21 protein-coding genes are annotated in these 20,947 nt (G+C 48.0%); 3 read left to right on the plus strand and 18 right to left on the minus strand.

All coding sequences use genetic code 11. The features are described 5' to 3' along the window. Positions 1-33 precede the first annotated feature (33 nt). Together pcrA and pcrB are read right to left on the minus strand one after the other, a co-directional pair. Positions 34-2,274, minus strand: coding sequence for a DNA helicase PcrA (gene pcrA / locus AS030_RS19960; protein ID WP_061975073.1), 2,241 nt, complete (start codon positions 2,272-2,274; stop codon positions 34-36). A 71-nt stretch (positions 2,275-2,345) separates the two neighbouring features. Continuing rightward, entirely contained in the window at positions 2,346-3,035 is a 690-nt protein-coding gene (gene pcrB / locus AS030_RS19965) for a heptaprenylglyceryl phosphate synthase (protein ID WP_061974970.1), read from the minus strand. Positions 3,036-3,411: 376 nt separating this feature from the next. Between pcrB and AS030_RS19970 the strand changes: the two genes are divergently transcribed. Then, positions 3,412-3,963, plus strand: coding sequence for a GNAT family N-acetyltransferase (locus tag AS030_RS19970; RefSeq protein WP_061974972.1), 552 nt, complete (start codon positions 3,412-3,414; stop codon positions 3,961-3,963). On the opposite strand, the gene AS030_RS19975 is transcribed toward AS030_RS19970, so the two are convergent. The 7 genes from AS030_RS19975 to AS030_RS20010 form a co-directional block, all read right to left on the minus strand. Beyond that, a complete protein-coding gene (locus AS030_RS19975; protein WP_074440618.1) occupies positions 3,960-4,667 on the minus strand; it encodes a VC0807 family protein in 708 nt (235 codons plus the stop codon). The genes AS030_RS19970 and AS030_RS19975 overlap by 4 nt on opposite strands. A gap of 365 nt (positions 4,668-5,032) precedes the next feature. Beyond that, entirely contained in the window at positions 5,033-5,866 is an 834-nt protein-coding gene (gene asd / locus AS030_RS19985; RefSeq protein ID WP_061974976.1) for an archaetidylserine decarboxylase, read from the minus strand. A 52-nt stretch (positions 5,867-5,918) separates the two neighbouring features. Then, positions 5,919-6,476, minus strand: a complete 558-nt coding sequence (locus AS030_RS19990) for a TVP38/TMEM64 family protein (RefSeq protein ID WP_061974978.1) — start codon at positions 6,474-6,476, stop codon at positions 5,919-5,921. Between the two features lie 15 nt (positions 6,477-6,491). Then, positions 6,492-6,944, minus strand: a complete 453-nt coding sequence (locus tag AS030_RS19995) for a MarR family winged helix-turn-helix transcriptional regulator (RefSeq protein WP_162264567.1) — start codon at positions 6,942-6,944, stop codon at positions 6,492-6,494. A 162-nt stretch (positions 6,945-7,106) separates the two neighbouring features. Beyond that, entirely contained in the window at positions 7,107-7,412 is a 306-nt protein-coding gene (locus AS030_RS20000) for a YerC/YecD family TrpR-related protein (RefSeq protein WP_061974983.1), read from the minus strand. A 21-nt stretch (positions 7,413-7,433) separates the two neighbouring features. After that, the gene (locus AS030_RS20005; protein ID WP_061974985.1) at positions 7,434-8,471 is read right to left on the minus strand and encodes a DUF3048 domain-containing protein; all 1,038 of its coding nucleotides are present in this window, start codon (positions 8,469-8,471) and stop codon (positions 7,434-7,436) included. Positions 8,472-8,533: 62 nt separating this feature from the next. After that, positions 8,534-10,276 (minus strand): adenine deaminase C-terminal domain-containing protein, encoded by a 1,743-nt coding sequence (locus tag AS030_RS20010; RefSeq protein WP_061974987.1) that lies wholly within the window; start codon positions 10,274-10,276, stop codon positions 8,534-8,536. A 120-nt stretch (positions 10,277-10,396) separates the two neighbouring features. On the opposite strand from AS030_RS20010, the gene AS030_RS20015 reads away from it, so the two are divergent. Further along, the gene (locus AS030_RS20015; RefSeq protein WP_061974989.1) at positions 10,397-10,657 is read left to right on the plus strand and encodes a YgaP family membrane protein; all 261 of its coding nucleotides are present in this window, start codon (positions 10,397-10,399) and stop codon (positions 10,655-10,657) included. Positions 10,658-11,084: 427 nt separating this feature from the next. Next, positions 11,085-11,186, plus strand: a complete 102-nt coding sequence (locus AS030_RS24725) for an EYxxD motif small membrane protein (RefSeq protein WP_338082342.1) — start codon at positions 11,085-11,087, stop codon at positions 11,184-11,186. Here the strand turns inward: AS030_RS24725 and purD are convergent. From purD to purC, 9 genes are read right to left on the minus strand one after another with little or no spacing between them, the layout of a single operon-like run. Further along, positions 11,164-12,432, minus strand: a complete 1,269-nt coding sequence (purD, locus tag AS030_RS20020) for a phosphoribosylamine--glycine ligase (protein ID WP_061974992.1) — start codon at positions 12,430-12,432, stop codon at positions 11,164-11,166. The two genes, AS030_RS24725 and purD, sit on opposite strands and share 23 nt — an antisense overlap. A gap of 24 nt (positions 12,433-12,456) precedes the next feature. Next, positions 12,457-13,995: a bifunctional phosphoribosylaminoimidazolecarboxamide formyltransferase/IMP cyclohydrolase gene (gene purH / locus AS030_RS20025; RefSeq protein WP_061974994.1), complete on the minus strand. Its 1,539-nt coding sequence runs from the start codon at positions 13,993-13,995 to the stop codon at positions 12,457-12,459. Further along, positions 13,992-14,582, minus strand: a complete 591-nt coding sequence (purN, locus tag AS030_RS20030) for a phosphoribosylglycinamide formyltransferase (RefSeq protein ID WP_061974996.1) — start codon at positions 14,580-14,582, stop codon at positions 13,992-13,994. Before purN ends, purH begins: the two co-directional genes overlap by 4 nt. Next, the gene (gene purM, locus AS030_RS20035; RefSeq protein ID WP_061974997.1) at positions 14,579-15,619 is read right to left on the minus strand and encodes a phosphoribosylformylglycinamidine cyclo-ligase; all 1,041 of its coding nucleotides are present in this window, start codon (positions 15,617-15,619) and stop codon (positions 14,579-14,581) included. Before purM ends, purN begins: the two co-directional genes overlap by 4 nt. A 23-nt stretch (positions 15,620-15,642) precedes the next feature. Beyond that, positions 15,643-17,061, minus strand: a complete 1,419-nt coding sequence (gene purF / locus AS030_RS20040) for an amidophosphoribosyltransferase (RefSeq protein WP_061974999.1) — start codon at positions 17,059-17,061, stop codon at positions 15,643-15,645. After that, a complete protein-coding gene (purL, locus tag AS030_RS20045) occupies positions 17,037-19,265 on the minus strand; it encodes a phosphoribosylformylglycinamidine synthase subunit PurL (RefSeq protein WP_061975001.1) in 2,229 nt (742 codons plus the stop codon). The genes purF and purL overlap by 25 nt, the downstream gene beginning before the upstream one ends. Further along, the gene (gene purQ, locus AS030_RS20050) at positions 19,249-19,932 is read right to left on the minus strand and encodes a phosphoribosylformylglycinamidine synthase subunit PurQ (protein ID WP_061975003.1); all 684 of its coding nucleotides are present in this window, start codon (positions 19,930-19,932) and stop codon (positions 19,249-19,251) included. The genes purL and purQ overlap by 17 nt, the downstream gene beginning before the upstream one ends. After that, on the minus strand, positions 19,929-20,183 hold the full coding sequence (gene purS / locus AS030_RS20055) for a phosphoribosylformylglycinamidine synthase subunit PurS (protein ID WP_061975005.1): 255 nt from the start codon (positions 20,181-20,183) through the stop codon (positions 19,929-19,931). Before purS ends, purQ begins: the two co-directional genes overlap by 4 nt. Further along, positions 20,176-20,895, minus strand: coding sequence for a phosphoribosylaminoimidazolesuccinocarboxamide synthase (gene purC, locus AS030_RS20060; protein WP_061975007.1), 720 nt, complete (start codon positions 20,893-20,895; stop codon positions 20,176-20,178). Before purC ends, purS begins: the two co-directional genes overlap by 8 nt. Positions 20,896-20,947 lie beyond the last annotated feature (52 nt).

Consider the following 20,947-nt stretch of genomic DNA (forward strand, 5'->3'; position numbering starts at 1 on the left):
TCCTTCAACTCCTTCAATCATTCACGTTAAACTCTAAACTTTTTCAATTGGTGCGAACTTGGCAAGCAGACGCTTAAGCCCCACCGGCTGAGGAAATGCGATATCCAGTTCAATAGAGTCGCCTTCGCCCTTCATGCTGACGACTACTCCGGTGCCCCATTTGCGGTGTTTTACCTTGTCGCTAACTTTCCAGTCTGCATTTTCACTGCCGGGTGATGTAAAGACCGGTGATGTTTTCTTCACTCCCGGCTGCTGTCTCATGAAGGACGGTGCCGCATGGGAACGTGAAGGTCTGCCCCAGCTTGGAGATGCCTCTTTTTCCTTTTGCTCAGATTCCAAGAGTTCTTCCGGAATTTCACCGATAAAGCGGGAAACCGGGTTCATGTTCGTACGGCCGAAGAGCGTGCGCATCCGTGCGTTGGTTATAAACAGCTCCTCCTCGGCACGGGTAATTCCCACGTAAGCCAGACGGCGCTCTTCTTCCATTTCGCTTTCTTCAAACAGCGCCCGGCTGTGAGGGAAAACTCCTTCTTCCAGACCCATCAGGAACACGACCGGAAACTCCAGCCCTTTGGCAGAGTGAAGGGTCATAAGCACAACGGATTCCTTCGGTTTGTCGCCTTCATCCTCATCCAGACGGTCAATGTCCGCTACGAGGGCAAGATCCGTCAGGAAGGCCACAAGGCTTTTGTCGTCCTGATTCTTTTCAAAATCCTGGGTAACGGAAAGAAATTCGTCGATGTTCTCCAGGCGGCTCTCTGCTTCAAGCGATTTATCCGCCTTCAGCATGTCGCGGTAGCCAGTTTTATCGATAACTTCTTCTACAAGCTCGGTTACGGAAAGGAATTCCTGCATCCGGTTCCAGTTCGTAATCAGCTCGGAAAACTCACGCAATACATTGGTAAAGCGAGGTGACAGGCCGATCTGCTCCACTTCCTGAAGCGCCTGGTACATAGAAAGGTCGTTATCTGCACCATAATGCAAAATTTTATCAACGGTCGATGCACCAATTCCGCGTTTTGGAACATTGATGATCCGCATCATGCTGATGTCATCATCAGGATTTGCGATCAGCCGCAGGTACGCAAGGATATCCTTGATTTCTTTTCTGTCATAGAACTTGATGCCGCCGACGATATTATAAGGAATATTCGACTTGATCAAAATTTCCTCCATTACACGGGACTGTGCGTTCGTCCGATAGAGAATAGCGATGTCCGAGCATTTGCGCGGGCCGCCAGCTGTCATTTCACGGATTTTCCCAGCAATATAATGGCCTTCATCGTGCTCATTATCCCCCTGGTAGTATGTGATATTCCGGCCCCCGGTTTTATCGGTCCACAGATTCTTGGGCTTGCGGTTAAAGTTGTTTTCGATCACCTTGTTCGCTGCATCAAGAATGGTTTTCGTGGATCGGTAGTTTTGTTCAAGAAGAATGACCTTGGCGTCGTTATAATCCTTTTCAAAGGAAAGAATGTTGGCGATGTCCGCGCCACGCCAGCCGTAAATGGACTGGTCGGAGTCCCCGACCACACAAAGGTTGCGGAACCGGTCAGCCAGCATATTCACGAGCATATACTGCGCACGGTTCGTATCCTGATACTCATCCACATGAATGTATTGGAATTTGCGCTGATAGAATTGCAGCACTTCCGGCACACGCTTGAATAAATGAATCGTTGTCATAATTAAATCATCAAAATCGAGAGCAGAGTTCTTTTTCAAACGTTTTTCATATTCTTTGTATACCTCATGCACTACTGTGTCATACGGTCCGTTCATCGTTTTTGCAAAATCGCCGCTCGTCTTCAATTCATTTTTCAATGATGAAATGGAGCCCAGAATGCTTCGAGGTTCAAACTTTTTCGGATCAATGTTCTTGTCTTTTAAAATATTTTTGATCACCGAAAGCTGATCGGTAGAATCAAGAATCGAAAAGTTCCGGCTGATGCCGATCCGGTCGATGTCACGGCGCAAGATCCGCACACACATGGAGTGGAACGTGGAAATCCAGATGTCCTCCGCGACTGGTCCGGTAATGGCCGCCACCCTGTCCTTCATCTCACGCGCTGCCTTGTTCGTAAACGTGATCGCAAGAATGTTCCACGGCGCCACTTCTTTATCCATCATTAAATACGCGATGCGGTGGGTCAGCACCCGCGTCTTTCCGCTTCCCGCTCCCGCCATAATCAATAGCGGTCCTTCTGTATGTTTTACAGCTGCCTTTTGTTCAGGATTAAGCCCTGTCAGCAACTGTTCTATCATTTGATGCATACTCATTTATACTTCACCACCCAAACGTTTGTTCTTATTTCTATCATAAAGGATTCCCAAGCTGTATTCAATTATCCTTTTGCAGCTTTTACCGTTTCTATTGCTGCCTGTACATTATCATAAATAATGTTTCCAACCACAACGGTATCGGCAAACATGGCCATTTCCCTGGCCTGCCCGGCGCTTTGAATGCCGCCTCCATAATAAAACCTCGTGCGGTCGAGAACTTTTCTGACCTCTTTTACCACTTCGATATCTCCGTATGTTCCGCTGTACTCAAGATAAAAGATGGGAAGCCGGAACATTTTTTCCGACATGCGCGCATAAGCTACAACATCTTCCAATGAAAGACTGGCATTGGCGTTTGAATAGTCAGCAGCCTTGCAATCGGGATTGGCAATGCAATAGCCTTCTGTCACAACCTCATCCCAGTTCATCAGATCGCCGTATTCCTTCACAGCGTCATGCTGAAGGCCAACAATAAAGCTCGCATCCTTGCTATTTAATACCGTGGGAATGTAATACAGATCAAAGCCCGGTGTGAGGGATTCAATCGTGGTCACCTCCAGGACACAGGGAACAGCATACTTGCGCACACGGGACATCAGATCAAGAGTATTATTAAGTGTTACTCCGTCACTCCCGCCCACAAAAATCGCATCTGTACCCGACTCGCAGATCGCTTCAAGATCAGCATCGGAAATTTCCTTATTGGGATCCAGCTTAAACACATGCTTCCAAACCCGATAATCAAAATTCATAAATCCTCCTAGTTAACTAAAGCTGAAGCAGCCGTTCAGGGCCGAAAAGCGTTGGAACTCTTACACAGCAACACGATTTTTGTGTTGAGGTGGAAGAGTGAAACGATCGAGGCTCTGGCTGCTGAAGCTGGATGATGGCTAAAGCTGAAACGCTCGTTTAAAAACGGCCGAGCTTTTGAGCGTTGAAGCTGGATGATACCAAACTTAAACTCATATATTTTTATATCCGGATTTCCCGGCTGGTTTTCTCTCTTTATACCTTTTGCCATTATATCAAAAATTATAGGGCTACTCATCTTTCACACTGTGAAACAACGCTTACACCAAAATTAAATCTTACGCTTTGCTACGACACGCAAGGAACAGGAGAATGTGTATGTTTTTTTTACAAGTCGATGAGGAAATTTCCTTAAAGCTGCTCGAAAAAAGAGATGCCCAGCTCCTCTTTCAGCTCACGGAACATTCCAGGGATCATCTCCGGAACTGGCTGGGATGGGTTGATTACTCGCGAACGCTCAAGGATACCAAAACATTCATCAAGCTTGCCAATCAAAAATACGTTGATTCCACGGATCTCGTTACCATGGTCTGGTACCGAGGCATCCCGGCGGGTTCCCTGGCCCTGTATGATATCAAGTGGAATAATTATTCTGCAAACATTGGCTATTGGCTGGGCAAGGACTTTGAAGGGAAGGGAATTATGACCCGTTCGTGCGGTGCTATGGTGGATTATTCGTTTGGCACGCTCGGTTTGAACCGCCTGGAATTAAAGGCAGCCCTGGCAAACAAAAGAAGCCGCTCGGTGGCCGAACGGCTTGGTTTTAAGCAGGAAGGAGAGCTCCGGCAGGCCGAATGGCTGCACGATCACTTTGTGGATGTCGCGCTGTACGGCATGCTGGCAGAGGACTGGGCATTTCCCAAAACTTAAATCTTGGGTTCGGTCCGAATGTTGCTGCCCGGTTCCTCCGGTCCTTTTTTCTTCTCATGATAGTTATAGATTTTGACTGAAATGAATACAAATCCTGCTGTGATCAGGGCGCCAAAAATCCAGCCTGAAATCTTCATCGCAAATAAAATAAAGTCATACTTTTTCACGCCGTATTCCATCAGCAGGTAGGATTTTAACCCGGCCTGAAACAGACTGCGAAATGCAAACAGGGCCGTCAGCCAGACAAAGTGCTTGTAAAACTCCGGCTTCCGGTACAACGCCTGGGTTTCGTTGCGCGGCTCCCCCTGAAGGTAGGCGATGTCCACGGCAAAGTGCATGCCGAGCGGCTGTTTAATGAAAATGGTTGAGAAAATAAGCAGTCCCATGAAGATACCGAAGAACACCTGGTTCCAGAGCATTCTTCCGGCCGATCCGGACAAGAGGTCAATCGTTGTTCCGGCAAAAAGGGAAAACAGGATAAACATCCCTGTGACATTGAACTGCTTTTCCTTCACAAACCGGTAAATGGTATAGATAAAACCCGGAACTGACGAAAGAAGAATGGCGTAATAGTCGCCAAGCATGTCTCTTCCCTGGTTCCAGATCAGGTACGGTATAATCAAATAAAACAGCAAATCAAAAACGACGATACTTTTCTTCAAGTTTTTCACTTCCCGTTTTGAATTGGTTCGTTCTTTTGCCATTGAGGGTCATCCTTCTGGCAATCCTTGACTATAGTGTTCGGCCGTTCCCCGTCCTTTTCGGACATGCTATTGAAATGATACCACGATTGGAAAATATTATCATCATTTGCGTAAAAAACTGATTTTGAGAGCCACTCGAGTCCCTGGGCGGCTTTTTTTAATGTCGCTGGCAGGTATGCTTGGCGTTTACTCTCGGTTTTTCTTTGTTTACTCACGGGAATCTTCTGTTTACTCACCGTTTTATGGGCTTTACTCACGCAAAAACGCACTTTACTCACCGTTTTTGAACAGTTACTCACCAAACACATCATTTTCATAAACAACAATACAAAAACCCGCACCACCCCAGGCGGTACAGGCTCTTATCAACGAAACGTGCCGATGGCCTCTCCGTATTTCAGATGAGCATCGGGCTGTATTTTATCACTCAAAAAAATGTGATCTTTTTCAAACAACAGGACGACGGTGGAGCCGAATTCGAACAATCCGACTTCTTCCCCTTTTTCAAAAGGAACATCCGGAAGCTCGGTGGAATAGGCACGCCCGTTTTTTACATTGGTCGAGTGCTCGCCATACGGCACACGCACGCTTCCGACTACGAACGCGCCGACTTTGACGAGCGCCATTTCACCCGCCGGTGTATCAGCATACGTGATGAGCCTCTCGTTTTTGGTAAACAGGCCTTGGACGTGCTCCACCCCGATCCGGTTCACCGGAAACAACCGGCCTGGAAGGTAAGTCGCCTTGGTCAGCTTGCCCGGCAAAGGCATGTGGATACGGTGATAGTCACTCGGGCTGAGATAGATGGTGAGGAACGTGCCTCCTTCATACTTATCCGAGATCTCGGACGTGCATCCCAAAAGCTGCTCAACCGTATAATTGATGCCTTTAGCCTGAATAAGTGCTCCTTCTGTAATGGTGCCAAACTGTGCCACTTTTCCATCGACAGGGCTGACTAGTGTATCGATGCCCGATGAGATCGGACGTGCGTCCTCTTTCAGCTTTCTTGTGAAAAACGCGGTAAACGTCGGGTATTCTTCCAGAGGTTTCTCGATCTCTTCTTTGTCAATTTTATATAGCGCGCTGTAAGGTTTAATGATGTGCCGGCTGAGGGACGAATGTCCCCATTTCCCCGCCGTTCGGGAAATTGCATTTTGCGGCAAAAGCCTGATTACATGCTTTAGTACAGAGTTTATCATGTTTATTCTACAATCCTTTCACGACTGACACATCCTGCAGTCACGGTGTTTGTCACGGTGTTCTAAGCTTCTTCCAGCACCACAGCAATAGAAGAACCGCCATGACGGTAGCCACAAGCTTTCCTTCCCATGTCCATTGGATGAGCTGGTAAACCGAATATCCTTCGATTAAAATCGCAGGGATTTTTCCGATGGAGCTGGCCAGCACAAACAACAAAAGCGAGGATTTGCCGACAGCCGCCACAAATGTAACTACACCCGAAGGCATGAAGGGCAAAATCCGGAGCGCCAAAATCAGCATAAACGCCTCCTTGCCCTTTGCTTCGAGCAATTGTTTTATTTTGGGATGATGCATAGCCTTCCATTCCGCTGCTTTCCGGAACCCTTTTCTGTACAGAACAAAGGACACGACGGCACCGATTGCTTCTCCCGCCAACGATACAGCCATGCCTGGCCAGAGGCCGAAAACAGCCAGGTTGGCAGCAGTCAAAAAAACACTCGGTACGATTCCGAGCACACTGATCACAACATTCAAATAGATGCTGATGATAACGGCGACCTGCCCGTACGATACCAGCCAATCAATGACGGTATCCTTTAGCACCGTCATTGGATATGAACCTTTTTATTCATGGGTGATGGCCTTTTTCTCCTCCGTAACGATGGTATGGAGTTTTTCGGCAATGTCCCTTAATTGCTTTGTTTCTTCTACTGTCAATTGGGAAAAGAACCTATCGATCACAAACTGGTCTATCAGATCGTATTCATCATAATATTCATTTCCCTTTTCTCCAAGCGTCAAAAAAATTTCTCGCCGGTTTTGGGGATTTATGCTTCGAACAACATAGCTTTCCTGTTCGAGCTTGCTGACAAGCTGGCTCGTGGAGCTCATCGAAAAGTTCAGCTGCTCGGCGATCGTCTGTACCTTTACCGGCTGATGCTTATGTACCCGGTCCAGGATTAAAAATTGCTTTGGAGTAATCTCATAATCTAACGATGAGAAATAATGCTTCAATAAATGAGCATTCACTTTATCAAAAAAGTCGTATGCCTCTTTTATATATTCGCCTTGCTCCACTTCTTTCACCTCGTTTATCCACTTAAACAGTTTAACAAGATAAACTATACTATCCTTCCAACGTTCCGTCAATAAAAACAAGCATACGAAAAACCCGAATAACGGACGCTTAGCCAAGAGAGTCCATGATTCGGGCCGCACTCACAAAAGGTGATTGTGAGTTTATTTTGTTTCTTCTTGACCATGTACACGGTCAAGTGCCATTTGATAGGCGTCGTTTCCAAAGTTCAGACAGCGTTTGACACGTGAAATAGTCGCCGTGCTCGCGCCGGTCTCAGACTCGATTTTGTGATAGGTCTTTCCTTCCCGAAGCATGCGTGCCACTTCGAGACGCTGTGCCAGCGATTGAATTTCGTTCATTGTGCACAGATCATCAAAGAACATGTAGCACTCTTCAAGGTTTTTCAGCGAAAGGACCGCTTCAAACAGCTGATCCAGCGCTTTACCCCTTAATTTATCAATTTGCATAGATTTAGCACTCCTTCTGCTCTATTCAATAGAAACACTCTTGCTGATTCCTGGCTGCGTCGGAATTATGTTAATCCAGGTTTTTCCCGGAACAAATCCGGTGCCTGACGGAATAATTCTGCCGTTTTTGTTTTTCCAGGTCACTTCTCTCACTTTTCCCTGCTGTAGGAGAAGGCCCTTGCCGCCTGATGTAAGATCAATGGCTCTGCGGCCATAGCTGTCGATAATCCTGTGCTTCATCTCCACGATAAACACATTATTCACCTCGACCGGTTTCTTCGTTTCAAGATCGGTTGTCGGCGTTCCGTTGCTTGACCGGGCATAGCGTTTCGTAGACGGGTTAAATTTGTAACCAACTTTCTCATTTTGACTGTATGTTATCAGAACTTGATCCGCTTTGTCACCGGTAAGCCCTTTAACCTCTTTTGGTTTCAAAAAAGGAAGCGGCTTTATTTTATCTTTATCGTCATACCCTTTCTTCTTTAAACCTGTCATCAGGTCCTCGTAGGTGATGTACGAATTGTGAGGCGCTTGCCGGAATGTTGCCCTGTGAAAAAGCGTCCCGTCATAATATAGTCCGTTCAGCGAGTCCACCTTGCTGTTTTTCCCTGAAAGCATCTTCTTTGCATCAGGGCTCCAGCCATGATGGACATAATACGAATGATATCCCTGGCTGAGCTCGATAAAATAATCACGTGCACTGCGTACCGGTCCGATCACGTTCGGTTTTTCACTCTGGAAAACAGCAAGGAACCGCGTGATTTCTCCTTCTGCGAGCACCTCATACACAAGGTCAGCCTTATAAACGCCGGACTGCGGCCGAGCCCGCTGATGATTATTTACCATCACTGAAAACACTCTGGCATCGGTCGGTTTCTTTGTTTTTATTCCCGTCAGCGGGAACGTATTTAAGTGCTCCTTTTTTTCTTCCTTTTTCTCCGGCTTTTCCGCCGGCGGCGCAGGCTTCGTTTCCTGCGCCGTTGGTTTTTCTTCCTTTTGGCACCCGGTTCCTCCAAGAATCAAGAACGCAGCACAAATACCAAGCATCCATTTTCTCATTAGGCACCCCTGCCCCCTATGGCCCCCCGGCCTGAAGTGATCAAACACTTTACTTCTTTAGTTTAACGCATAATCGAAGGAAAGAGTATGACTTTCTTTTTCACATCGTATAATCCAAGCTGTGTAATGCGGACATACGGAAGATGTGTAGATGAAAAAAACAGCAGGCTGTAGATTGGATCTTCAAACGCATAGCCGCGTTTTCGGAGTTCAGATGTTAATTTTTTCTCTTCCTCTATTAGTTCTTCGACCGCAAGCGGAGACATTCCTCCCGCGATGGGGAGCTTGATCTCACTTACAACGCTTCGATCTTCAACTAGAACGATGCCGCCTTTCATTTCCTTGATGCGATTGAAAGCTGCAAGCATATCACGCTTGCTTTTTCCGATTAAAAGGATGTCTCCTGTGCTGGAGTACGAGCTTGCAAATCCCGATACACTCGTGGCAAATCCTTTGAGAAGCGTGTTCACTCTCCATTTGCCCTTTTTGTCCACCAGCATGAAAAAGCACTCATCATGATCATCATCGAGCTTTTCAGCCGTTGGATTGAGAGAAATATGATACGGCTTCGTAATAACAGAGTTCACCATATCAATTCCGGCCAGTGAGCTGAACTGAAAATCCTTCAGCGTTAAATCCCAGTTCAAATCAAGAGGACCCATTCCATAATCGTTCCATGGGAATGAAGATCTCTCCTTCCCAGCTTTGCCGTCCCGCTTGATCCATTGTCCTTTCGCCAGCACGGCCTCAGGATTTGGATGCTGCACAGCGTCGAGAATGTTAAGATGAGCCACTCTTCCCGGTGCGACCATTCCGAGTATATGCTCCTTGCCGTAATATCTTGCTATGTTATAGGATGCCATCTTATAAGCATCAATCGGGTCAATTCCTTCTTCAAGCGCAATGGAAATCATTTTATCCGTCACACCCTCTTCATAAAAAGCAGGTGTGGAGCCATCTGTTGTAAAAATCACACGGTCAAATTGAGCCGCACCAATCTCTTTCATTTCCCTTAGGATTTGACGAAGATCCGGGCGAATGGATGAATACCTTAGTGACGTGGTCAGCCCGAGATTCAGTCTCATCATGGCCTCTTCCCCTGTCATCGCCTCATGGTCACAATCCACTCCGAGAAGAGCCATTTGCGTGAGGGTTTTCTCAGAAGCTCCCGGCAGATGCCCTTCCACCCTTTTTCCTGCTCTTCGGGTTTCACGCATGTAATGCAGCAGGTTATCATCTCCCTGCATGACTTTAGGCCAGCTGGTTAGTTCTCCCCCCTGAATGACATACGGAGAAGACAGCATTTTTTTCACATTGCTCAATGAGAAGAGCGCATCTTCATTTAACAGCTCAGACTGTGAATCAAATCGGCACCACCAATAATAGGTATAAGGCAGTTTATTGATGTCCTCCATAAGAGAAAGCGCTTTCGTAATTGGCGTCGATAAAAAAAGTTTGAGGTTGTCGCAGATGAATGTGGTTGTGCCGCGAACCGACGCATAATCACCCAACGTCTGGGGATTATATAATTGAAACGGGTGTGCATGCGGTTCAATATATCCGGGCACAACATATTTTCCGTCCAGCTCCACCATTTCTGTGCCGGTGGTCTCTTGGGGCAGGTTGTCCCCCACATATACAATGCGGTTATCGTAGATCCATATATTTGCTTTAGTCCAGCAATGCCGGGCAGTATTTAAATACGTTGCATTCTTCAGTACCATGGTGGGAGCCAATTCGCCGAGAATAACGGCCTGATGACGGCGCAATTCCACCTTTGACCAAAATAAAATCTGGTTAGACATGTGCTTGTTTCACCTTTTTCTCTGTAAGTTACATTTTCTCAAGGATACCATACATTTGCGCTGAATGTGTGTCATAACTCCAAACACTTGAAATTCATTACAGAAAGGAAAATCACTGCTATGAAACAGAATATCGGAATCCTCAACGCCATGATCCGCATTGTTTGCGGGTTAACCATGCTTGCCATGTTAACTGCCAAATACACCCGTAAACCATGGAAAGGTTCGTACGTATTCATGATGACCCTTGCCGCCATGAAAGTCGCCGAGGGCATCCTCCGCTATTGTCCGGTCACCGAAATGGTCAAACAAGGCTCCGAGCTGAAAGACATGGACCTCAATGACATCACCAAAGAAGGCAACCCGATTAACCCGAGCTAAATCTCACATTCCCAAGCGGTTATAAAATTATTGCTTAGAGAGTCTCCTGCAAAAAATCTTCATTGAAGAGTTGATTGGAGTGCAAGGTGCGAGACTCCTCGAAAATGAACACCACATTTTCTTCGTGCGATGTATCGCTGCTGAAGCGTTCCTTGTCCTGAGGGAAAAGCGGGACAGCTGAGACCAGGAAGGCGCTTGCGCCGGCAGGAAGGCGCTTGCGCCGGCAGGAAGGCGCTTGCGCCGGCAGGAAGGCGCTTGCGCCGGCAGGAAGGCGCTTGCGCCGGTAGGAAGGCGTTCCGCCGTAGGGCTCAGCGCCCGCCCTCGGAAACCGAGCATCCTGTAGCGTAAATCAACTACCCACATCAACTAAAAATGCATACAAAAAAACTCCCCTTGATTGGGGAGTTTTCTGCAAGGAGGGACAGCTATGAAGGAATTTTTAATGGATACGATTTTTGTATATGCCACGCTCATTGGCGGGATCATTGCCATACTTTTTGCTGTGGTTAAAAAGCGGCGCGTGAAATAGCTTTCGTACCGATGTCTGTCCGGTAAAAGGACTGGCTGCAGCTGATTTTCCGCATTTCTGTATACACGTTTTCCTGAGCGCTGGCCAAGTCTGTTCCTTTTACAGCCGCCAGGAGAATGCGTCCGCCATCCGTCACCAGCTGGTCTCCTGCCAGTTTCGTTCCGGCATGGAATAACAGTGTAGACTCATCAAGGTTTTCAATCCCATTGATGGCGATGCCCTTCTCATATTGATCAGGATAGCCGCCAGAAGCGAGAACCACACCGATGACCGCTTCGTCACTCCAATTCAATTCCACTTCTTCTTTTCGTAAAATGCCAAGCAGGATCTGGGCAAAATCACCCTGCAGCCTTGGCAGTACGACCTGTGTTTCCGGATCGCCGAAACGGGCGTTGAACTCAATGACCTTCGGACCGTCTGCCGTCAGCATGAGACCTGCGTACAAAATCCCTGTAAATGAACGGCCTTCCTTCACCATCGCTTGGGCAGCAGGATCAAGAACCGTTTTTCGTGCTTCCTCCACCACGGTTTGCGGAATCTGAGGTACCGGTGAGTAAGCTCCCATTCCTCCGGTGTTTGGCCCTTTGTCGCCTGTGAAGGCACGTTTATGGTCCTGAGCAATCACCATCGGGTACACGTTCTCTTCGTTCACAAACGCCATGAAAGAAAATTCTTCGCCTTCCAGATACTCTTCCATCACGACAGAAGCGCTTGCTTCTCCAAAACGGGCCTGGTTCAGCATTTCATCAAGGCCGTTTTCTGCTTCCTCTTCGGTCATGGCCACAATTACACCTTTACCTGCCGCAAGTCCGTCCGCTTTTAAAACGATTGGTGCCCCCTGCGCCTTCAAATACGTTCTTGCTTCCTCATAGGAAGTAAACGTTTTTGATTTCGCTGTCGGGATGCCGTGCTTGTCCATAAGATCCTTCGCAAATGATTTACTTCCCTCGATCAATGCGGCTTCCTTTGACGGACCGAAAATAGACAGCCCTTCTTGTTGAAAATCATTGACGATTCCGTTTAAAAGAGGGACTTCAGCTCCCACGAAGGTAAGCGCGATGTCATTTTCCTTGGCAAACGCGATAAGACCTTCATGATCGCTTTCCTCGATGTTTACGCATTCTGCCACATCTGCCATTCCCGGATTGCCCGGTGCGGCGTACACTTTTGTTACACTCGGGCTTTTCGCAAAACGCCATACGATGGCATGCTCACGGCCGCCCTTTCCTACTACCAAAACGTTCATGCTGTCTCCTCCTTGGTACAGATTTTAATGTTTGAAGTGGCGTACGCCGGTAAATACCATGGCGATGCCGTATTCGTCTGCCTTTTTGATGGAATCTTCATCTTTAACCGATCCGCCTGGCTGGATGATGGCAGTGATTCCTGCTTTCGCTGCGGCTTCGACGGTATCGTCCATTGGGAAAAAGGCATCTGATCCAAGGGCGCTTCCCTGTGCTTTTTCTCCTGCCTGTTCAATCGCAATATTTGCCGCGCCGACACGGTTCATCTGTCCGGCACCGACACCGATGGTCATTTGATCCTTTGTTAGAACAATCGCATTGGATTTAATGTGCTTAACCACTTTCCATGCGAGTTTTAGATCTTCCCATTCTTTTTCGGTCGGCTCACGCTTCGTTGGCACGGAGATGTTGGCTTGATCCAGACCGTAAGCATCCTCGTCCTGAACAAGAAGGCCGCCGCGGACGGTAGTCAGCTTTTTCTCCTGCTTTTTATCTTCACCGAGCTCCAATGTAAGGAGACGGATGTTTTTCTTTTTTGTTAAAATTTCTTTCGCTTCTGTGCTGAACGATGGTGCAATGACGATTTCAAGGAAAATCTCGCTCATTTTTTGCGCTGCCGCTGCGTTGATTTCCACGTTGGATGCGATGATGCCGCCAAAAATAGAGATCGGATCGGCTTCAAACGCTCTCGCGAACGCTTCTTCTACAGAGCTGCCTGTGCCGACTCCGCACGGATTCATGTGTTTAACAGCCACAACAGCCGGATCTGAAAATTCGCGAACGATTTGAAGAGCTGCATCCGCATCATTGATGTTGTTGTAGGAAAGCTCTTTGCCATGAAGCTGTTCAGCCTGGGCAATCGATGTTTTCGTGCCAAGCGGCGCTTTGTAAAATGCTGCCTTTTGGTGTGGGTTCTCCCCATAGCGAAGATCCTGTTTCTTTTCGTAGGTAACCGTGAAAGATTCCGGGTTCTCCTCTTCCACCATGTTGGTGAGGTATTCTGCGATCAGCGCGTCGTAAGCCGCTGTGTGACGGAATGTCTTTGCCGCAAGCTTTTTGCGTGTTTCATCCGACACCTGATTGTTTTGCTGAACTTCTTCCAGCACTTTGGAGTAATCTGCAGGATCTACGACAACCGTTACATACGCATGGTTTTTCGCAGCCGAGCGAAGCATGCTTGGCCCACCGATATCAATATTTTCAATGGCATCTTCAAACGCTACATTTTCCTTTGCGATGGTTTCTTTAAACGGATAAAGGTTAACCACAACAAGATCGATCGGGGAGATGCCGTTCTCCTCCATTTGCTGAACGTGGCTCTCATTGTCGCGAACCGCAAGAAGGCCGCCGTGAATCATCGGATGAAGTGTTTTTACACGTCCGTCCATGATTTCCGGAAAGCCTGTTACTTCAGATATACCGGTTACCTTAACACCAGCTTCCTGCAATGCCTTGCTTGTTCCCCCAGTGGAGATGATTTCCACGCCTTGTTCGGCCAGCGCCTGAACAAAAGGAACCAACCCTTCTTTATTGGAAACTGACACTAATGCTCGTTTGATGCTCAAAATGATACGCCTCCTACTTTCTCTTGGTTGAATAGCTGTTGCAGCACACTTGGAAACAATTGATGCTCGACCTGCTGAATCCGCTCCTGCAGTGTCTCTCTTGTATCCTCTTTTTTAATCGCTACCGTTTTCTGTGCGATGATTGGACCTGTATCCATACCACTGTCCACGAAATGTACGGTTACACCGGTTACTTCTGCCTTTGCGTCGAGAGCCTGTCCGACCGCATCCTTGCCCGGAAATGCCGGCAAGAGCGAAGGATGGATGTTAACGATACGCCCTTCATATTCAGACAGCAATGTAGAACCAATCAGACGCATGTAACCCGCAAGCACGATAAATTCTATGTTTCTGTCCTTCAGCTGTTTTAAAATTTCCGTTTCGAACGCTGTTTTTGTTTCATACTCTTTTGGATAAAACGCAAACGTTTCCGTTCCTGACTGTTCAGCACGCTCTACTACGCGCGCGCCGGGCTTGTCGCAAACCAGAAGCGAGACGTTCGCTTCCAGTTTCTTTTCATTGATGGCGTCGATGATCGCCTGGAAATTCGAGCCGCTTCCTGATGCGAAGATAGCGATTTTCTTCATTTCAGCTCACCGCCGCCAAAGTGGACACCTTCGCCCGTTTTCACGCGGCCGATGACAAACGCCTTTTCCCCGTCATTTTCGAGTGACTTGATCACATCAAAAGATTCCTCATAATCGACAGCAAGCACCATCCCAATCCCCATGTTGAACGTAGTGAACATTTCTTTTCTTCCGATGTTTCCTGTTTGTTCAATGGTTTCAAAGATAGCGGGAACCGGCCATGAACCGTAATCCACTTCTGCTGCAAGTCCTTCCGGAAGCATACGCGGAATATTTTCCTCAAATCCGCCGCCCGTAATATGAGCTGCGCCGTGTACTTGATAGTTTTTAAAGACATTAAGCAACGGTTTTACATAAATGCGTGTTGGAGCCAGCAGCTCTTCGCCCAATGTTTTTCCATCCGTTCCAAAGCTGCCGTCCAAATCCAGCTGGCCTGATTCCAGAAGAGCTTTGCGGACGAGGGAATAGCCGTTGCTGTGGATGCCATTGGAGGCAAGCCCGATAAGAACGTCTCCTTCTTTTACAAGGTCAGGGTGAATGAGTTTGGATTTTTCTGCAGCGCCGACCGAAAAGCCGGCAAGATCATAATCACCATTGCTGTACATGCCTGGCATTTCTGCCGTTTCTCCACCAATCAGGGCACAGCCTGCCTGCTCACATCCGTCGGCCACCCCTTTGACGATATCCTCAATTTTCACAGGATCCAGCTTTCCGCATGCGATGTAATCCAGGAAGTACAGCGGCTCGGCTCCCTGTGCAACGATATCGTTCACGCACATCGCCACAGCGTCCACTCCAATGGTATCATGTTTATCCATCATGATTGCGACCATAAGCTTTGTGCCCACTCCGTCCGTACCGGAAATCAGAACCGGCTCCTTGTACGGCAGATTGGACAAGTCAAACATTGCCCCAAAGCCGCCAAGGCCTGCCATGACTTCAGGACGGCGTGTACGCAATGCGTGCTTCTTGATTCTGTCTACCGCCTCGTAACCCGCTTCAATATCCACTCCGGCCTGTCTATATGCCTCTGCCATTGTATTTCCTCCCTTTTTTGCCATTACACCATTTCTTTTTCGTACGGAAGCACGGTATCCGGATAAATCTCTGTTGGATACTTCCCGGTAAAGCAAGCCAGGCACTGTCCGTTATTCGGATCGCCGTCCGGGCGTCCGATGCCTCTCAATAATCCTTCAGGTGATAAGAAGGCTAATGAATCTGCTCCGATAATGTCTCTGATTTCCTCTACCGAGTGATTGGAGGCGATCAATTCAGCACGCTCGGATGTATCAATGCCGTAGTAGCACGGATGAGCAATCGGAGGCGCTGTAATCCGCACATGCACTTCAGTTGCTCCTGCTGCACGCAGCATTTTCACGATTCTGCGGCTCGTTGTTCCGCGGACGATGGAGTCATCGACCATCACCACGCGTTTGCCTTCGACGATTCCCCGTACAGGGGACAGCTTCATTTTCACACCAAGCTCCCGCAATTCCTGTGAAGGCTGGATGAATGTCCGGCCCACATAACGGTTTTTGATCAAGCCGATTTCGTATGGAATGCCTGATGCTTCGGCATAGCCGATCGCGGCTGAAATACTGGAGTCCGGAACCCCTGTCACGACATCCGCTTCAACTGGAGCTTCACGGTACAATTCTTTTCCAAGGTTCTTTCTGGCACTGTGAACGTTCACCTGGTCGATGTTGCTGTCAGGCCGTGAAAAATAAATATATTCCATGGAACAAATCGAACGGTTCGTCGGTGAAGAAAAACGGTCCGCTGTCATTCCATTATCGTCAATAATCAAAAGTTCTCCCGGTTTCACATCGCGAAGATACTCTGCACCCACCACGTCAAAGGCACAGGTTTCGGAAGCCACCACATAAGCATCTCCCAGCATGCCAATGGAAAGCGGACGCAAACCGTTTGGGTCTAGAGCGACCATCAGCTTTTCCTCGGTCATGATGACAAAGGCATAAGCCCCTTTCAGCATAGTAAGGGCATTTCTTACCTGATCCTTGAGATCCATATAACCGCTGCGCTTGATCAGATGGGCCAAAACTTCCGTATCAGATGTCGTCTGAAAAATGCTTCCTTGTGCTTCGAGCTGGTGTTTCAGCGCGTTCGCGTTCACAAGGTTTCCGTTATGTGCAACGGCAAGGCTTGACGTTTGTGAGCGGAAAAGCAGGGGCTGAACATTTGCATATTCATTGCCCCCTGCTGTGGAATAGCGCACATGGCCGATGGCCGCATGCCCTGTCATTCCTTCAAGTTCTCCGCGGCTGAACACCTCGGTAACAAGCCCATGTCCTTTGTGCATTTTCAACTTTTCACCGTCTGTTACAACAATTCCTGCGCCTTCCTGTCCTCTGTGCTGAAGGCTGTGCAACCCGTAATAGGTGAGCTGGGCAGCATCCTGATGTCCCCAGATTCCAAACACACCACATTCTTCGTTTAAGCCTTTGATGTCAGCAAGCATGGTATGGCTCCTTTCCAAGCCGAATGAAGTTCATCGTAAGTTGCGGCCAGCACTTCTTCATTTTCATGGTCGATGCGCAGAACCGCGTTATCCGTTACAAATCCGATCTGTTTCGCGTCTTCGTTCATTGATTCAAACGCTTTGGCGTTTTCCGGTTTTACTGAAACAAGGAAGCGTGATTGGGTTTCGCTGTAAAGGGCTGAAACAAGGTCTCCCTCAAGCTCAACGGAAGCCCCTGTATTGCCGTTCATCATGCTTTCGGCAAGCGCAACAGCCAATCCGCCCTCTGCTACGTCATGTGCAGATTCCACAAGTCCGTTCTGAATCGCTTCTAGCAATTGCTTCTGGCGTTTGACTTCCGTTTCAAGATTCAACGCCGGTGCTTTTCCTGAAATTTTGCCAAGCTGCATTTTTTGCAGCTCGCTTCCGCCAAACTCCTGATGGGTTTCACCAATCACATAGATCAGATCTCCCGGTGTTTTAAAGTATTGGGTTGTAATATGGTCAAGGTGATGTACGAGTCCAACCATCCCGATCACAGGCGTCGGATACACGGCCACACCGTTCGTTTCATTATAAAGAGATACGTTTCCGCCGATAACCGGTGTGCTTAGCGTGCGGCATGCTTCACTCATTCCGTCCGTGGATTTTTCCAGCTGCCAGAAGATTTCCGGCTTTTCCGGATTTCCGTAGTTCAGGCAGTCCGTAATGGCAAGCGGTTCAGCACCGGAACAAACGAGGTTTCTCGCTGCTTCTGCCACTGCAATCTTTCCGCCGGTTTCCGGATCAAGGTAGAGATAGCGTGAGTTACAGTCAGTTGTCATCGCTAGTGCCTTATCCGTTTCACGGATGCGGATAACAGCGGCATCCGATCCCGGAGGCACGACCGTGTTCGTGCGAACCATATAGTCATACTGGTCAAATACCCACGATTTGCTCGCGATCGTCGGCTGTGATAACAGCTCCAGAAGCGTTTCCTTTTTGCTTTCTACTGTTGGAACGAACGCTTCCTCGTTTTGAAACTGTGAAAACATCTCGGGTTCCTTGGATGGCTTATGATAAACCGGTGCTTCTTCTGCAAGTGCATCAACCGGAACATCGGCGACGACTTCGCCGTGATGAAGAAGGCGAAGCTGTTTTTCTTCAATAACCGTACCAACGACTACTGCTTCAAGACCCCATTTTTCAAAAATATCAATGGCTTCCTGTTCTCTGCCTTTTTGCATAACGATCAACATACGTTCCTGAGATTCAGATAGCATCATTTCGTAAGCGGTCATGTTCAATTCACGCTGCGGCACAAGGTCAAGGTTCATCTCGATTCCCATTCCTGCTTTACTTGCCATCTCAGCGGATGAGCTGGTAAGGCCGGCTGCTCCCATGTCCTGGATACCAACAAGAGCATCACAGTTCTGAATCAGCTCAAGGCACGCTTCAAGCAATAACTTTTCCATGAACGGATCGCCCACCTGAACGGCAGGGCGCTTCTCCTCAGAAGCTTCGGTCAATTCCTCGGAGGCGAAAGTCGCCCCGTGGATTCCGTCGCGTCCTGTTCTTGCTCCAACATACATAACCGAGTTGCCAGCGCCTTTTGCCTGTCCTTTTTGGATGTCCTTGTGGTCGATCAAGCCCACACACATCGCGTTGACAAGAGGATTTCCGTCGTAGGAAGCGTCAAACTGAACTTCGCCCCCAACGGTTGGAATCCCGATACAGTTGCCGTAGCCTGCGATCCCGGCTACCACTTCTTCAAACAAATATTTCACGCGAGAAGACGTCAATTCGCCAAAACGAAGCGAGTTTAACAGCGCAACCGGGCGCGCACCCATGGAAAAGATGTCACGGATGATGCCGCCCACTCCTGTGGCTGCACCCTGGTACGGTTCAATCGCAGATGGGTGGTTGTGACTTTCAATTTTGAAAACAACTGCCTGGCCATCGCCGATGTCTACTACTCCGGCTCCTTCTCCTGGTCCTTGAAGCACGCGTTCTCCATCCACCGGGAACTTTCGAAGCACCGGCTTGGAGTTTTTATATGAACAATGCTCACTCCACATGACCGAGAACAATCCGGTCTCCGTCCAGTTCGGAAGGCGGCCGATGATGGATTGGACCAGCCCAAACTCCTCGTCATTCAAGCCCATTTCACGATATAATTTTTGCTCCTGAATTTGCTCTGCAGTCGGCTCATGAAGATAAGACATGGTTTTCCCTCCAGCTTTTTACGATTGATTGAAACAATTTCAGTCCGTCGGCACTGCCCAAAAGCTCGCTTACCGCGCGCTCCGGATGCGGCATCATGCCAAGCACGTTGCCTTTGGCATTTATGATTCCGGCAATATCCGAAATCGATCCGTTCGGGTTATTTTTATAGCGGAAAATAATGCGGTTCTCTTCTTCCAGCTGTTTTAGTGTCTCTTCATCACAATAATAGTTTCCTTCGCCGTGAGCGATCGGAATAACAATCTCTTCGTCCTTCTCATAGGAAGAGCTGAACATGGTTTCGTTGTTTACAACATTTAATGTTTCGGGCTGGCAGATGAATTTCAATGATTCATTCCGGCGCATAGCCCCCGGAAGCAATCCGGTTTCTAAGAGAATTTGGAATCCGTTGCAGACGCCAAGAACTGGCTTGCCCGCTTGTGCCGCTTTTTTTACTTCATCCATAACATTTGAAAACTGGGCAATGGCTCCTGTGCGAAGGTAATCGCCATACGAGAATCCGCCCGGCAGCAGGATGCCGTCAAAACGGTCGAGATTTTCTTCGTCATGCCACACGTACTCGGCTTCTGCACCAAGCTCGTCCTTTACGGCGTGAAACATGTCAATGTCACAGTTGGATCCTGGAAAAACAATGACCGCAAACCTCACTTTGCGACAACCTCCTCCACCTCATAGCGGTAATCTTCAATGACCGGGTTGGAAAGCAATTTTTCACACATTTCTCTGACGGATTTGTCTAAATCCTGAACGCTGTCTTCAATCGTAAGCTCGAGGTATTTACCGATGCGGACATCCTGTACCTCGTTGTACTCCATGCGGTGCAATGAGCCTTTAACCGCTGATCCCTGTGGATCCAATACGCTTTCTTTCAATGTGACGAATACTTTTACTTTATACATGAAGGTTTCCCCCTAAGCGTTCTAAGATTTTTTCATAAGCATCTGTTAGGCTGCCAAGATCTCGGCGAAATACGTCTTTATCGAGCTTTTCATTCGTTTCACTATCCCAAAGGCGGCACGTATCCGGTGAAATTTCGTCGGCCACCAGAAGCTCACCTTTGGCATTGGTGCCGAACTCCAGTTTGAAATCTACTAATCTTATATTTTTTTCTGCAAAAAATTGAACAAGAACGGAATTGACCTGAAGCGCAAGCTCCTTCATTTCTTCAAGCTGCTGTGGAACAGCAAGCTCTAAGGCTGCGATATGGTCGGTGTTAAAAAGAGGATCGCCAAGGTCGTCATTTTTGTAATAAAATTCGACGATCGGCTTACGCAGAACGTGTCCTTCCGGCAGTCCCGTCCGTTTGGCCAGTGTTCCTGCCACCACGTTACGGACAACCACTTCCAGTGGAATGATCTCCACATGCTGGACAATCTGTTCGGTTGGAGATTGTTTGGAGATAAAGTGATTTGGAATGTTGTTTTGCTGCAAAAGTGCAAACATCAGGCTGGTGATCTCGTTGTTCAAGCGGCCTTTTCCATCGATGGTTGCTTTCTTCTCACCGTTAAACGCAGTTGCTGAATCCTTGTACTCCACCCACACGGTGTTTTTGTCTTCTGTGCTGTAAATCTTCTTCGCCTTTCCCTCATAAAGCAAGGTTTGCTTTTCCATTCAAAATCCCCCTGACATAAGTCGAATTTCATTGCGAAAATCACGAATATTG

Source organism: Fictibacillus enclensis, from assembly GCF_001457035.1.
GTDB classification, from domain to species: domain Bacteria; phylum Bacillota; class Bacilli; order Bacillales; family Fictibacillaceae; genus Fictibacillus_C; species Fictibacillus_C enclensis.